Annotated in this window: 8 protein-coding genes; 7 read left to right on the top strand and 1 reads right to left on the bottom strand. The window is 47.5% G+C overall.

Going from position 1 to position 15368, the window contains the following annotated elements; genetic code table 11:
- Positions 1-184 precede the first annotated feature (184 nt).
- From ABIE50_RS05810 to ABIE50_RS05790, 5 genes are all read left to right on the top strand, one after another.
- A complete protein-coding gene (locus ABIE50_RS05810; protein ID WP_209867101.1) occupies positions 185-1258 on the top strand; it encodes a fatty acid desaturase family protein in 1074 nt (357 codons plus the stop codon).
- 259 nt (positions 1259-1517) lie between these two features.
- Positions 1518-2780, top strand: a complete 1263-nt coding sequence (gene fabF / locus ABIE50_RS05805) for a beta-ketoacyl-ACP synthase II (protein WP_209867103.1) — start codon at positions 1518-1520, stop codon at positions 2778-2780.
- Between the two features lie 452 nt (positions 2781-3232).
- Positions 3233-6112 carry an excinuclease ABC subunit UvrA gene (gene uvrA / locus ABIE50_RS05800; RefSeq protein ID WP_209867105.1) on the top strand — a complete coding sequence of 960 codons (2880 nt, stop codon included), beginning with the start codon at positions 3233-3235 and terminating at the stop codon, positions 6110-6112.
- A gap of 24 nt (positions 6113-6136) precedes the next feature.
- Entirely contained in the window at positions 6137-6613 is a 477-nt protein-coding gene (locus ABIE50_RS05795; RefSeq protein WP_209867107.1) for a DUF6452 family protein, read from the top strand.
- Entirely contained in the window at positions 6576-7397 is an 822-nt protein-coding gene (locus ABIE50_RS05790; RefSeq protein WP_209867109.1) for a DUF6048 family protein, read from the top strand. Before ABIE50_RS05795 ends, ABIE50_RS05790 begins: the two co-directional genes overlap by 38 nt.
- A 55-nt stretch (positions 7398-7452) precedes the next feature.
- Here the strand turns inward: ABIE50_RS05790 and ABIE50_RS05785 are convergent, their stop codons facing one another.
- Entirely contained in the window at positions 7453-7896 is a 444-nt protein-coding gene (locus ABIE50_RS05785) for a GNAT family N-acetyltransferase (protein ID WP_209867110.1), read from the bottom strand.
- A 94-nt stretch (positions 7897-7990) separates the two neighbouring features.
- Here ABIE50_RS05785 and ABIE50_RS05780 point away from each other — a divergent pair, with 94 nt between their 5' ends.
- Together ABIE50_RS05780 and ABIE50_RS05775 are read left to right on the top strand one after the other, a co-directional pair.
- On the top strand, positions 7991-9481 hold the full coding sequence (locus tag ABIE50_RS05780) for an ATP-binding cassette domain-containing protein (RefSeq protein ID WP_209867112.1): 1491 nt from the start codon (positions 7991-7993) through the stop codon (positions 9479-9481).
- Between the two features lie 275 nt (positions 9482-9756).
- On the top strand, positions 9757-15342 hold the full coding sequence (locus ABIE50_RS05775; RefSeq protein ID WP_209867114.1) for an alpha-2-macroglobulin family protein: 5586 nt from the start codon (positions 9757-9759) through the stop codon (positions 15340-15342).
- The last annotated feature ends 26 nt before the right edge of the window (positions 15343-15368 follow it).

Genomic DNA, 15368 nt, shown 5'->3' with positions numbered 1-15368 from the left:
CTCTCTGACAGATACACATTAGAACGGAAATTACAAAAATACCTGTAATAACTACCAGAGAAGAAAAAAATGGTTATCTTTCAGTCATCCCTATACGGTATAATATATCTTCTCAGGGAGCGTTATAGTAATTTACCGGCTCCTGGCCAACATTATTACAACTGTAGTAAAATACACTGAGCTTATGAAGCATCTTTCTCAACTTACTGATCCAATTTACATTAAGCCTGAACATGAAACTGCACTTGACCGCCTTTTTAAAAGCTGGATCAGAGATGAGCGAGACCTTCCCTTTGTATACCTTACATTAAAAATCACCTTCACCCTGTGGCCGCTGGCCATCCTCATGTATATCCCGGGAATAAATAACTGGGTATGGTGGGCCGCAGCTATTGCCTACCAGTTCCTGAACAATATCACCTTTAAAGGTCCTTTTGGCCTGATGCTACACTGCACCAGCCACCGGGTGTTTTTTGAAAAGAAATACCAGTTCTGGAACAATTACCTGCCATGGGCAATTGGTCCTTTATTCGGACAAACACCGGAGTCATACTATTCCCACCATATCGGCATGCATCACCCGGAAAACAATATGCCGGACGACGACAGCTGCACCATGATATACCAGCGCGATTCCTTCCGTGGATTTCTCTTATACCTGTTCCACTTCGTTACTTTCGGGGTATATGACACTGCCCGCTATCATCTCCGGAAAAAAAGAAATAAATTAATGGTAAAACTGGTGAGGGGCGAAGTGCTTTTCATTGCCGCCTGCGTTGGCTTGTCATTTATTAATTTTCCTGCCACCTTCGTGGTGTTCATACTGCCGTTCATTATTTCCCGCGTCATTATGATGGTGGGCAACTGGGCGCAACATGCCTTTATTGATACTGAAGAGCCGGATAACTGTTATAAGAACAGCATTACCTGCATCAATACAAAATACAACCACAAATGCTGGAACGATGGCTATCATATCAGTCACCATGTAAAACCCAGCATGCACTGGACAGAGCATCCGGTATACTTCACCAAAACCCTGGGGGAATATATCAGCAACGACGCCATTGTATTCGACGGGATCCATTTCCTGCATGTGTGGGCCTACCTGATGGGCAAACGCTACGACCTGCTGGCAAAACACTTTGTAAATATCGGCGACCGCTACCAGACAGACGCCGAGATCATTGACTTCCTGAAGCAGCGTACCCGTAAAATCAGTACTGTGCCGGTACCTGAAGTAGTGGCAGCAGCCTGATATCTTACCCATCTCGCATAACACTTACATCTTCACGGGTTACAATTCCCTTGCATTTTCCTGTTTTTTTAAATAAAAATATCGGGAGAAAAGTAAAGGAGATGTCAGATCCTGCTTCTTCCTGCACGCAAATGCGCTCCTACAGGCGATTTCATCGTAAATCACAAAAAGTTATATTATATTATCTTAATGAATATGCTTATTCATAACAATAAGTAACTAAATTTGCGCTCTAACTTTTTTTATTAAAGTAAAAAATATGCGTACTGTTACACTGAAAAGGGTTGTGGTTACCGGATTGGGAGCATTAACACCTATCGGGAATGATGTAAATACTTTTTGGAACAATATGAAGGCAGGCGTTAGCGGCGCCGGCCCCATCACTAAATTTGACACCACAGAGTTTAAAACAAAATTCGCCTGTGAAGTCAAAGGATTTGATGTGGAAAAATATATGGAAAAGAAGGAAGCCCGCAAAATGGATTGCTTCACACAGTACGCTATGGCGGCTGCACAGGAAGCAGTTCAGGATGCCGGTCTTGATAATGCTGCCATCGATAAAACAAAAATCGGTGTGATCTGGGCATCCGGCAACGGTGGAATGCTTACGTTCGAAGAACAGATCGTTGAATTTACACAGGGTAATTTCATTCCTAAATTCAACCCTTTCTTTATTCCGAAATTAATCTGTGACATTGCCGCAGGCCAGATAGCTATGAAATATGGTTTCATGGGTATCAATTTCTGTACAGTGTCTGCATGCGCATCTTCTACCAGCGCCCTTGTAGATGCTTTCAATTACATCCGCCTGGGTAAAGCCAATGCTATTGTAGCAGGTGGCTCTGAAGCCCCTGTAACCCGCGCCGGTATTGCAGGGTTCAATGCCCTTAAAGCATTATCCACCCGTAATGAGGATGCAGCACATGCTTCCCGCCCCTTCGATATAGAGCGCGACGGCTTTGTGATGGGTGAAGGTGCAGGCGCTATCATCCTGGAAGAATATGAACACGCTATTGCCAGGGGCGCCACCATTTATGGTGAAATGATAGGCGGTGCTATGACCTGCGATGCCTACCATCTTACTGCCACCCATCCTGAAGGTATGGGCGCACGCTTAGGTATGGAGCAGGCACTGGAAGACGCAGGTATTGCCACTACCGATGTGGACTATATCAACTCTCACACCACCTCTACCCCGGTAGGAGATCTCAGTGAATTAAAGGCTATTGTAACCGCTTTTGGCGACCATGTGGAAAAACTCAATATCAGTGCCACCAAATCCATGACAGGTCACCTGCTTGGAGCTGCCGGCGCCATTGAAGCCATTGCATGTATCAAAGCCACCCAGGAAGATATTATTCCTCCCACCATCAACACTACCGTACTTGGTGAAGGGATTCCTACCAACCTGAACCTCACTCTTGGTAAGGCCCAGCAACGTACTGTAAACGTAGCAATGAGCAATACCTTTGGTTTTGGCGGCCATAACGCGATAGTAGTATTCAAGAAGTATAAAGCGTAAGCGGGCGCCTTCGGCGCTCCGGTAAATTGTCTTGGAACACTGATTACGCTGATTATAATGATTAGTTTGATTTTGTTTTTTAAGATTTAAATAAAGATGAAGGGAGATGTAAGCGGATATATTTGTTGCGCTTATATTTCCCTTTACTATTTTTAATAAAAAAGTAATATCCGATAATATCACTGCACATCTACCTTAAATATCAATAATATCACGCTATTCCCATCCATCTATTCCTACAAGCACCGGAAAACAACTTATTTCCCCACCCACATCTCCCAATACTAACACCCAAAAAACAAAAATCAGGCTATCATTATAATCAGCGTAATCAGTGTTCCAAGACAATTTACCAGAGTACCGAAGGCGCCCCTCCTCCTCACTTCGCTAAAAATTTTAGCAAAACAAATCGCATAATTCGCAATTATGCCGTAGCTTCGTAGTTTAATGTTATGGCAAAGAAAAAAGAGAATGTACCCGAGACTTCCGTTGCGCAAGCCCCGGCAGATGAACAAATAGCCATCTTTGGCGCCCGGGAGCATAACCTGAAAAACCTGGATCTGCAGTTGCCCAAAAACAAACTGGTAGTAATCACCGGCATCAGCGGCAGTGGTAAATCATCACTGGCATTTGATACCATCTATGCTGAAGGACAACGCCGTTACATGGAAAGCTTTTCCGCTTATGCCCGCCAATTTATCGGCGATATGGAAAGGCCTGATGTTGATAAGATCACCGGGCTCTCTCCCGTTATTTCTATAGAACAGAAAACAACGAATAAAAATCCCCGGTCTACCGTTGGTACCATCACGGAAATATACGATTTCCTCCGCCTGCTCTATGCACGCGCCGGAACCGCCTATTCCTACAATACCAACAAACCAATGACCCGCTTCTCGGAAGAGGAAATACTGGCGCATCTTTTCAAACACTATAAAAATAAAAAACTGGTTATACTTGCGCCGCTTGTACGCGGACGCAAAGGCCATTACCGGGAACTGTTTGAACAGGTACGCAAACAAGGATACCTCAAAGTACGGATCGACGGGGAAATAGAAGACCTGAAAGAAAGGATGCAGGTGGACCGCTACAAGATCCACGACATAGAGCTGGTGATTGACCGTATCCAGGTACAGGAAGACGCCCGTACCCGGATCAGCCAGAGCGTGCAAAAAGCGCTTACCATGGGGAAAGGACTGCTGTTTATCATGGATCACGATACCAATAAAGTGAGCCAGTACAGTAAACAACTGATGTGTGAAGACACCGGTCTTTCCTATGAAGAGCCCAGCCCGAACACCTTCTCCTTTAACTCGCCCTATGGCGCCTGCCCACGCTGTAAAGGACTCGGTACTATTTACCAGATAGATATGGACGAAGTAATTCCCGATTACAACATATCCATCACCGACGGTGGACTAAAACCATTAGGCGAAGCCCGCGATACCTTTACCTTTAAACAGGTACAGCAACTCGCAAAAAAGTATAAATTTTCCTTAACAGCCCCTATTTCCAGCATTCCGCAAAAAGCCCTCAACGTTTTGTTGTTTGGCGACGAAAACGGCAAACTGGAAGTAGACATGGAATTCGGGGAAAGCAACGGCGGCACGGAATACGCCACAGAATACGAAGGCGTAGTGAATATGGTTCGCCGCTATTTCAACGATACCTCTTCCGATCACGTGCGCAGCTGGGCTGAAGGCTTCATGAAACTAAGCACCTGTCCCGAATGTAACGGCGCCCGCCTCAAAAAGGAAAGCCTGTTCTTTAAGATCGATGAAAAAAATATCTCCGAACTTGGTAACATGGACCTGGATAAGCTCCTGGCCTGGTTTGGAAATATCGAAAACCGCCTTGAGAAAAAACAAAACGCTATCGCCAAGGATATCCTGAAGGAAATCCGCGAGCGACTGGGATTCCTGCTGAATGTAGGGTTAAACTACCTCACCCTGAACCGGGCCACCAGAACCCTCAGTGGCGGCGAATCACAGCGTATCCGCCTCGCTACCCAGATAGGATCGCAGCTCATGGGCATCACCTATATCCTGGATGAGCCCAGCATTGGTTTGCACCAGCGCGACAATATGCAGCTCATAGACGCTCTCCGCAACCTGAAAGACATGGGTAACACGGTTATCGTAGTGGAGCACGATAAAGACATTATGCTGCATGCCGATCACCTGGTGGATATTGGTCCGGGTGCAGGCGTACACGGAGGCCAGATCATCGCGCAGGGCACGCCCAAACAGATCCTGAAGCTCAATACACCCACCGCCGGGTACCTGAATGGCAATACCTCCCCGGAAATACCCGCCCAACGCAGGAAAGGCAACGGCAATTTCCTGGAGCTAAAAGGAGCTTCCGGCAACAACCTGAAGAATGTGAACCTGAAACTGCCCCTGGGCACTTTCATCTGTATCACCGGCGTTTCGGGCAGTGGTAAATCTACCCTGATCAACGAAACCCTGTATCCCATTCTTTCCAAACATGCGTACGACTCCAAAATGGTTCCCATGCCCTACAAAAGCATCAAGGGACTGGAGTTTATAGATAAGGTGATTGAAATTGACCAATCGCCCATAGGCCGTACCCCACGCAGCAACCCGGCTACCTATTGCGGATTTTTCACCGATATCAGGACCCTTTTTGCATCAGTACCGGAAGCAAAGATCAGGGGTTATAATGCCGGCCGCTTTTCCTTTAATGTAAAAACGGGCCGCTGCGATGTTTGTGAAGGCGGTGGTATGCGCGTTATTGAAATGAACTTCCTGCCGGATGTGTATGTGCACTGCGAAAAATGTAACGGTCGCCGTTATAACCGCGAAACGCTGGAAATACGCTATAAAGGCAAATCCATTTCAGATGTACTGGATATGACGGTGGATGAAGCCGTGGAATTCTTTCAGCCGGTACCATGGATCTACCGTAAAATAAAAACGCTGCAGGATGTGGGACTTGGATATATTACCCTTGGCCAGTCTGCCGTAACCCTCTCCGGTGGGGAAGCACAGCGGGTAAAACTGGCTACCGAACTTTCCAAGAAAGACACCGGCAAAACCATTTATATTCTCGATGAGCCCACAACAGGGCTTCATTTCCAGGACATACAGCTGCTGCTGCAAGTACTGTATAAACTGGTAGACAGGGGCAACACCGTACTGGTGATAGAGCATAACCTGGACGTTATTAAAATGGCCGACTACATTGCAGACCTGGGCCCTGAAGGCGGCGGGGGCGGCGGTACCATCCTCTGCACCGGCACCCCGGAGCAGGTAAGTACCTGCAAGGACAGTCATACCGCCAGATTCCTCAAAAAGGAGCTGGGAATTTAATATCTTGCCAACTGTAAATAAGCCATGAAAAGCATCTACCAGATATTATTGACCTGTTTCATTTTCGCGGGCATCATCGCCTGCGAAAATGAAACAAAGGTATGCGATCAAACACTGCGGAATGATTACCATACCCACCTTATGCGTAAACTCACCGGCAAATTATCGGATACTATTATGCCCAAAGTAACCGCATACGCCTTTGGCCGGGACACGATTTACAAAAGCCAGCCACTGGGCGACCTGTTCTTCCAACTGTCGCCTATTGCAGATAGCAGCCTCTTTTACCTGAAAGTGGATTCCAGCTTCATCGCTGATACCTTAAAGATCAGGTATACACGGCAACAGCATTTTATATCGCCCGGATGTGGTTTTGGTACCTATTTTAACATCGATACCGTTATCACCACCATGCATACCATCGACTCTGTTGTAATTAATAATAAGTCCGTAACTAGCAGCAATGACACGCATCTTACTTTGTATTTCTTTTTTAACTAGTATCCTGCTCAGCGTTGCTTCTACGGCACAAAACAAGCCGGCGGCCGCAAAAGCAGACACCCTGCACAAAGTGGCTAAGGCAGATACCAGCCGCAAACCGCTGACCGATACGGCAAAGATAGCGCTGCTTAAAGACAGCTCCTGGTATATCCCCGGCTTTGTACGGATAGGAGTGGATCTTAGCCGGATACCATCTGCCATGTATTATCCTTACCGGAAAGAAGTAACTGTAGTAGCAGATGCCCGCATCAACAGCAACCTTTATGTCGCCTTTGAAGGCGGATATGCCAATACCCCCTACAGCGATACCAATTATACCTATAAAGGCAATGGTATGTTTGTAACCCTGGGCGTTGATTATAATTTTCTGAAAAGACAATATGTTACCGAGAAGAATATATTCTATGCAGGTTTCCGTTACGGGTTCTCACATTTTAACTATTCCGTTCCCACCTATTCCATCAAAAATACTTACTGGGGCGATAACCTCAAAGGCAGCATTCCCCAAACTGCGGTAAATGCCCATTGGGTGGAGTTATTGGTAGGACTAAAGGTAGAAGTGCTGAAAAACCTTTTCATGGGCTGGAATATCCGGGAACGTATACTGGTTAACAATGTAAAAACAGATGAAATGACCCCGCTGATCATTCCCGGTTTTGGCTCAGGTTCCAAGAGATCTGTTTTTGATGTGCAGTACACTATTTCCTACGCCATCCCTTTTTACCGGATAAAAGAACACGCGCCTGTTAAAGAGGTGAAAAAGAAAAAAATACCCAAGCGGTAATTTTTTTAGGGAGATGAAAAGCAACTGTTCTGCCTTTATCTCCCTAAACATTATATCATGGCCTCAGCATCTCGATATGAGGAATCCCATCTTCTATATAAGTATCACTGGTTTGCTCAAATCCCAGCGAAGTATAAAACTGCTGAAGGTATTGCTGGGCACCTATTCTGATGGGAATTACTCCATAGTTGGCCTGAAGCACTTCAATGGAGCGTTCCATTAACTGCCGGCCGGCACCCTTGCCACGGGCCTGCGGAGAAGTAACCACCCTGCCTATAGATGCTTCTTCAAACTTGATTCCGGGAGCAAAAATACGGGTGTATGCCAACAGCCGGCCTTCCTCATCCGTTCCCATCAGATGTAACGCCTTCTGATCCGCATAGTCCAGATCCTGGTAAGGACATTGCTGCTCCACCACAAATACTTCACATCGCAAATGCAGGATAGCATAGAGCTCAGTAGTTGTTAACCCGTCAAATGATTTCGTAATCCAGATCATACCCTCAAACTTTGCCATAAATTTACTGGAAGCTTTCAATAATCGGATTAATTTTATATCCGACAGATGAATACTGAGCCCAATCGTTCAAATTATGACAGAGCAGCAAACACCGTTTCTTTCGCTGGAACATATCACCGTGAGGTATCTCGACAAAACATTATTCAATGCCCTCACATGGCAGATCAACAAAGGAGAGCAATGGGCTGTAACAGGCCCCAGTGGCTCTGGTAAAACAGCCCTGCTGAATACCATTCTCGGTAAGTTTAACATTATCAACGGAAGTATCCATCACCACTTCTATGATGAATGGTGCCGGCAACATACCATCACAGATCCCTGGTTCAATTACCGTAACCTGGTAGCCCTGGTAGGCCATCATCATACCTTCCGCAACCTCTCTAACACCACTACGGATTTCTATTATCAGCAGCGCTTCAACAGCATGGATGCAGATAATTCACCTACCGTAATGGAATACCTGGAGCTGACCGAAGTACCGGCATTACTTCAGCCCCTGCGTATTGCCCCGCTGATGGAAAAACGGCTCATTAAATTGTCAAATGGCGAAACCCGCCGGGTGATGATCGCCCGTGCCCTCATCCAGCAACCGCAACTACTTATGCTGGACAACCCTTATATCGGGCTGGATGTACAGGCCAGGAAAGATTTCAGCGCCATGATCAACGAAATCATTGCCGGTGGCACAACGGTAATACTGGCTACCGCTCCCCAGGAAATACCGGAACATATCACCCACGTACTCACACTGGAAAACGGAGCAATAACCGGTAAGTATACCCGCAGCGAATTTGTAAAATTGCCGTTACCCGCTGTAACGGAAATACCATTACCGGAAATGGAAGCCGAAAAAATTGCCGCACTGGTACAAAACAGTCCTCACAACCAGTTCGAGACGATTGTGCGCATGGAAGACATTCACATTAAATACGGTGAAAATACTATCCTGAACGGCATCAACTGGACAGTAAAGCCCAACGACAAATGGGCATTGCTGGGCCCAAACGGCGCGGGAAAATCAACACTGCTAAGCCTTGTGAACGGCGACAATCCCCAGGCCTATGCCAATAAGCTCTGGCTGTTCGACCGGAAACGCGGAAGCGGCGAAAGCATCTGGGATATCAAGAAAAAAATAGGCTTCGTATCACCGGAACTGCACCAATACTTTACCTCCCGTGATAACTGCCTCCAGGTGGTTTGTTCCGGCTTCTCTGATGTAATTGGCAGCACGCGGCCGGCTACCTCCGGGCAACAACAGGTGGCCCGCGACTGGATGACCGTTCTGAATATCACAGAACATGAAAAAACACCCTTCAAACAGGTGCCCGAAAGCGCACAGCGCCTAACCCTGCTGGCCCGTGCTCTCGTTAAAAACCCGCCGCTGCTGATTTTTGATGAACCCTGCCAGGGACTTGACGCCCGTCAAAAAATACATTTCAAAAAAGTAATAGAACAACTTTGTGAACATATGCCGGTAACCCTCATCTTTGTAACCCACTACGAAGATGAGCTGCCCTCCTGTGTTGATAAGTTCCTCCGCCTGAACAAAGGCGAAATGGTGTAGGATTGACGCGGGTTTTGTCTGACTCAGGATTAAACTGATTACGCTGATTACGCTGATTTGATTTTGTAATGATTTTAAAGATTTGGGGAGATTTAAGCGGATATTCGCTTAAATCTCCCCAAATCATTTTAAATCCAAAGTAATCAAATCAGCGTAATCAGCGTAATCAGTTTAATCCTGAGTCAGACAAAATCCGCATCGCCGAAGGCGATCCCCCACGTTTGGAGAAAATTCCCGACATTCGCAGCTAGTTAATCACCTAATCTGCTTTCCCGATGCACCCAACAAAAAGGCTTACTGCTGTAGCGGCATTGTTTTTATTCCTCGCCACCCTGTTTGTGATCAGTGGTTGCCGTACGGCGAAAAAAGAAATGAACCCCGAATTTGCCAAATATATTGAGGCATATACGGCAGGTATCATTTCCAAACAAAGCGCTATCCGTGTTCACCTCACCTCACAGACGAATGTAACACATACCCAGAATGAGCCGCTGGAGAAGGAAGTATTCGACTTTTCTCCGTCCATCAAAGGGAAGGCCTACTGGATTGATGCCACCACCATCGAGTTCAGACCGGATGAAAACCTGCAGCCCGGTAAAAAGTATGAAGCCAACTTTAAACTCGGGAAAATACTGGATGTGCCAAAGGAACTCAAATCATTCGATTTTGAATTTAAGATCATCAAGCCATCCTTCTCCATAGAAAATTTCGGTCTGAAAGCCAGTACCAATAATACCCTTGACCGCATGACCCTCACCGGCGCCATCTATACTGCCGATGTGGAAGATCCCCAGGCGATCGAAAAATTACTCAGCGCACAATATGCCGGTAAAGGCCTGCCTGTTACCTGGCAGCACAATGCCGCAGAACGCACTTCCCGGTTTACCATCGCCAATATTGCCCGCGCCAATATTGCCCGTAACCTGGAACTGAGTTGGAACGGCAGCTCCCTGAAAGTGGATAATACCGGAAAAAACACCATCGAGGTACCCGCTATCGGCGACTTTAAAGTAATGGATGTAAAAGCGCTCTCCGACCCGGAACAACACCTGCTGGTACAATTCTCCGACCCCGTAAGCATGGCCCAGACCCTGGAAGGCCTTATAGGCATCAGCGGGCAAAGCGACCTACGCTACACCATTGATGGCAGCGAGGTAAGCGTGTATGCACCGGTACGACTGGAAGGAAATTACAACGTAATAGTAAACGAAGGCGTTATCAACATCACGGATAAACGATTAGGAAAAACTTTCAGCGCCAACGTTAACTTTGAAAATACTTTGCCCGGTGTAAGCATCCCCGGCAAAGGTGTGATCCTGCCGGAAAGCAATAAACTGGTAATGCCGTTTGAAGCGGTGAACCTCAACGCTGTAGATGTTTCCATCATAAAGATCTATGAAAACAATGTACCACAATACCTGCAGCGGAACGACCTTGATGGCAACCAGGAACTACGGCGTGTAGCCAAGCCCGTAGTAGAGAAAACAATCCGCCTGGATGGAGACAAATCAGTAAACCTGCACAAGAAAAACCGCTTCTTCCTCGACCTGGATAAGATGCTGCGTACGGAACCCGGCGCTATTTACCGCATCACTATTGGCTTCCGGAAGTCGTACGCTATGACCGCCTGCTCCGCCGATACCACTCAGGACAGCGACAATGCTTCTGCCGATGAAGAAGGAGAAGAAGAATATTATTATGGGGGAGAAAAGATCGATGATGATGATTCCTTCTGGCAGCGTTACGACAGCTACTATCCATACGGCTACAACTGGGACCGCCGTAATGATGCCTGTTCCAACTCTTACTACAGTAAAGATAAATGGGCTTCCCGCAATATCATTTCTTCCAATATAGGCCTCATTGCCAAAAGAGGAAACGACAACAGCATGCTGGTAGCAGTAACGGATATACGCGATACCAAGCCCCTTATAGGCGTAGAGCTGGAACTGCTCGACTACCAGAACCAGGTGATATTTAAAACAAAAAGTGACGGGGAGGGCCTTGCATCCTTTGATCTGAAACGCAAGCCTTACCTGCTCATCGCCAAAAAAGAAAATGAAAGAGGTTACCTTAAACTGGACGACGGAAGTTCTCTCCCCTTAAGCCGGTTTGATGTAAAAGGAGAAGAAGTGCAAAACGGTATCAAAGGCTTCCTGTATGGCGAACGTGGCGTATGGCGCCCCGGCGATTCCGTTTATCTTACTTTTATTCTGGAAGATAAAGGAGAAAAATTACCGGCAGACCATCCTGTTTCACTGGAATTATACAATCCCAAAGGTCAACTGTATAAACGCATCAATCAGCATGAAGGCCTGAACGGCTTTTACAGCTTTGCTACCGCTACTGCCCCGGACGATCCTACAGGCAATTGGGTGGCAAAAGTAAAAGTAGGCGGCGCCACCTTCCAGAAAAATGTGCGTATTGAAACCGTGAAGCCAAACCGGCTTAAAATAAAAATGGACTTTGGCAGCACTACATCCCTGTCGAAAGGCAGCGCCACCGGCAACCTATCGGCCATGTGGCTGTTTGGCGCTACTGCGCAACACCTGAAAGCCAAGGTAGATGTGTCGCTGGTACAGCAAAGCACCAGCTTCCCCAAATTCAGCGATTACTCCTTCGATGATCCCGTCACTCATTTCGATGCGGAAAATAAAACCATCTTTGAAGGCCCGCTGAGCGAAAGCGGCAGCGCCCCCGTGAATGCAGACATACAACTCGGTAAAGTAGCGCCCGGGCAACTGAAGGCAAACTTCGAAGTAAAAGTATTTGAACCCGGAGGGGATTTCAGTATCGATCACTTCTCCATGCCTTATAACCCTTTCACTTCCTATGCAGGTTTGCGTATCCCGGCGGGCGACCGTACCACGGGTATGTTGCTCACCGATCGTGCGCATACCATCGACCTGGTGGATGTAGACGGTAACGGCAATCTTACTGCCGGCAGCCGTGAAGTACAGGTAGAGCTCTACAAGATCAAATGGAGATGGTGGTGGGATGAAGGCGAGCAGGATGACTACTCCAATTTTACGCAAGACAGCTATAATCAGCTGCTGAGCAAAGAAACCGTTACCCTGCAAAATGGTAAAGGCAAATGGGACCTGCGTGTTAACTCGCCCGATTGGGGCAGGTACCTGATCAGGGTGAAAGACCTTCAGAGCGGGCATACAGCAGGTAAAGCCGTGTATATCGACTGGCCCGGATGGGCGGAAAGGATGCAGAAAGACAACCCCGCGGAAGCATCTATGCTGGTGTTTACGTCTGACAAACAAACCTATAAAACCGGCGATGACATTAACCTCACTATTCCAAGCAGTGAAGGCGGCCGCGGGCTGATCAGCATTGAGTCCGGCAGTAAAGTGCTGAAAACATACTGGATCACCACCAAACAGGGTCAAACCACCTTTAAGTTCAAGGCGGAAAAGGACATGACGCCTAATATATACGTAAACGTTAGTTTGCTGCAACCACATGCACAAACTCTCAACGATCTCCCGATCCGTATGTATGGCACCATTCCCATTTCCATTGAAGATCCGGGCACTATCCTGAAACCGGTGATCAGCATGGCCGATAAACTGAAACCGGAAACGGAAGCCAGTATCACAGTGAGCGAGGGCAGCGGCAAACCAATGACCTACACCATCGCCATTGTGGATGAAGGATTGCTGGATCTTACCCGTTTTAAAACACCGGACCCTCACAATGCATTTTATGCGAGGGAAGCCCTTGGTGTAAAAACCTGGGACCTGTTCGACTACGTGATAGGTGCATGGGGAGCGGATATGGACCGTATACTGAGTATTGGCGGTGATGAAGGACTGGATAAAAATGCAGGTGGCGCCAAGGCAAACCGCTTCAAGCCGGTAGTAAAATATATGGGCCCTTTCTACCTGAAAACAGGACAAAAGCAAACACATAAATTCAAGCTGCCGCCTTACATTGGTTCGGTAAAAGCAATGGTAGTAGCCGGCCAGGATGGCGCTTACGGCACAGCTGAAAAAGTAGTGGCAGTAAAGAAACCACTAATGCTGCTTACTACCGCTCCGCGCGTACTGGGACCGTCGGAAACCATCCAGGTACCGGTAACGGTGTTTGGCCTGGAACCCAATATCCGCAATGTGAATGTTAGCTTAAGCACCAGCCCCCTGCTGGAAATAGTAGGCGAACAAACCAAAGCGATCACCTTCTCTCAACCCGGCGAACAGATTGTTTATTTCGATGTAAAAGTACGCCCGCAAACAGGTATCGCTAAAATAAAAGTAACAGCCAGCAGCGGGGTGGAAAAGGCAGAAGAAAATATAGAACTGAATGTGAGGAACCCTAACCCGGTGATCACAAATATTATTGAAAACACACTGGAAGGCAACAACAGCTGGCAATCGGCCTTTAGCCCGGTAGGCATGGCCGGCACCAATTCCGGCGTGCTGGAAGTATCCACCATTCCATCCCTCAACCTGGGCAAGCGCCTGCGGTTCCTGATAGAATATCCGCATGGCTGTATAGAACAAACCACTTCCGGCGTGTTCCCGCAACTGGTATTGAATCAGCTCATGGACCTGAAAGAAAGTGAGCGTGCACAGGTAGACCGTAACGTTAAAGCGGGTATCAACAGGTTGAAAAGCTTCCAGACTTCCGATGGAGGTTTCAGCTACTGGCCTGGTGAAGGTAACTCCGACGAGTGGGGCACCAACTATGGAGGCCACTTCCTCATAGAAGCACAGGCACAGGGCTATACCCTGCCGGCTGGACTACTGGATCAATGGAAGAAATACCAACGGAATAAAGCCGGTACCTGGGCGCCCAGTACCCTTAACTTTTATGGTGGAGATCTTACACAGTCGTACCGCCTCTATCTCCTGGCACTGGCCAAATCTCCGGAACTGGGCGCCATGAACCGGTTAAAGGAATTCAAATATCTGTCGGCCCCGGCCAAATGGCGGCTGGCGGCGGCCTATAAACTTGCCGGTCAGCCGGAAGTGGCCAACTCTCTTGTACAGGGCCTCACTACCGACGTGAAAGCATATACGCAGCTGGGCGGCACCTTTGGCTCTGACCTGCGCGACAGGGCCATGATCCTTGAAACGCTCACCATCATGGGGCAGCGTAACCGCGCCAATGAACTGGTGAAGCAGATCGCAGCACAGTTATCGCAAAATGATCAGTGGTATAGCACGCAAACAACCGCTTATTCCCTGATAGCAGTTGCAAAGTATTGCGGCAATAACAAGGGAGGCAGTAAGATGAATTTTACGTACACCCTGAACGGCGCCAAAGGCAGTGTGAACGGGCAGTCCTTTGTTACGCAGATCCCCGTAACCTTCAATGGGACTGCAGGAAATATCAGTCTCCGGAATAACGGGCAGAATGTATTATATGTCCGGTTGATTCTCCAGGGGCAACCCGATGCCGGCCAGGAACCGGTTGCTACCAATAACCCGGATATATTGGGCATGCAGGTAAGCTACAGCACCCGCGATGGCAAACCGCTTGATCCGGCTACACTGCGGCAGGGAAGCGACTTTATGGCCACCGTAACTCTTACCAATCCAGGGAAAAGAGGTTATTACGAACAGATGGCCTTGTCACAGATCTTCCCTTCAGGATGGGAAATACTGAATACCCGCCTGATGGAAAACGACAGCGCCTTCCACTCCTCACCGGCTACGTATATGGATATACGTGACGACAGGGTATATACTTATTTCAACATAGAAGAAAACAAAAAACGCACTTACAATGTATTGCTGAATGCGGCTTACCTGGGCAGGTATTATTTGCCGGCCACATCCTGCGAAGCCATGTATGATAATACCATACATGCTTTTTCACCAGGCAGGTGGGTAGAAGTAGTGAAGTAAAAAAACATGTAATAAAAGAAATGGTG

It is taken from the genome of Chitinophaga sp. OAE865 (assembly GCF_040546735.1).
Classification (GTDB): domain Bacteria; phylum Bacteroidota; class Bacteroidia; order Chitinophagales; family Chitinophagaceae; genus Chitinophaga; species Chitinophaga polysaccharea_A.
The sequence above is the reverse complement of the archived record's forward strand: the minus strand, read 5'-3'. Positions and strand labels throughout refer to the sequence as shown.

Bases quoted from the DNA above. Each gene is read 5' to 3' on its own strand.
- ABIE50_RS05810 (WP_209867101.1), top strand. From the start codon at position 185: ATGAAGCATCTTTCTCAACTTACTGATCCAATTTACATTAAGCCTGAA.
- fabF (WP_209867103.1), top strand. From the start codon at position 1,518: ATGCGTACTGTTACACTGAAAAGGGTTGTGGTTACCGGATTGGGAGCA.
- uvrA (WP_209867105.1), top strand. From the start codon at position 3,233: ATGGCAAAGAAAAAAGAGAATGTACCCGAGACTTCCGTTGCGCAAGCC.
- ABIE50_RS05795 (WP_209867107.1), top strand. From the start codon at position 6,137: ATGAAAAGCATCTACCAGATATTATTGACCTGTTTCATTTTCGCGGGC.
- ABIE50_RS05790 (WP_209867109.1), top strand. From the start codon at position 6,576: ATGACACGCATCTTACTTTGTATTTCTTTTTTAACTAGTATCCTGCTC.
- ABIE50_RS05785 (WP_209867110.1), bottom strand. From the start codon at position 7,896: ATGATCTGGATTACGAAATCATTTGACGGGTTAACAACTACTGAGCTC.
- ABIE50_RS05780 (WP_209867112.1), top strand. From the start codon at position 7,991: ATGACAGAGCAGCAAACACCGTTTCTTTCGCTGGAACATATCACCGTG.
- ABIE50_RS05775 (WP_209867114.1), top strand. From the start codon at position 9,757: ATGCACCCAACAAAAAGGCTTACTGCTGTAGCGGCATTGTTTTTATTC.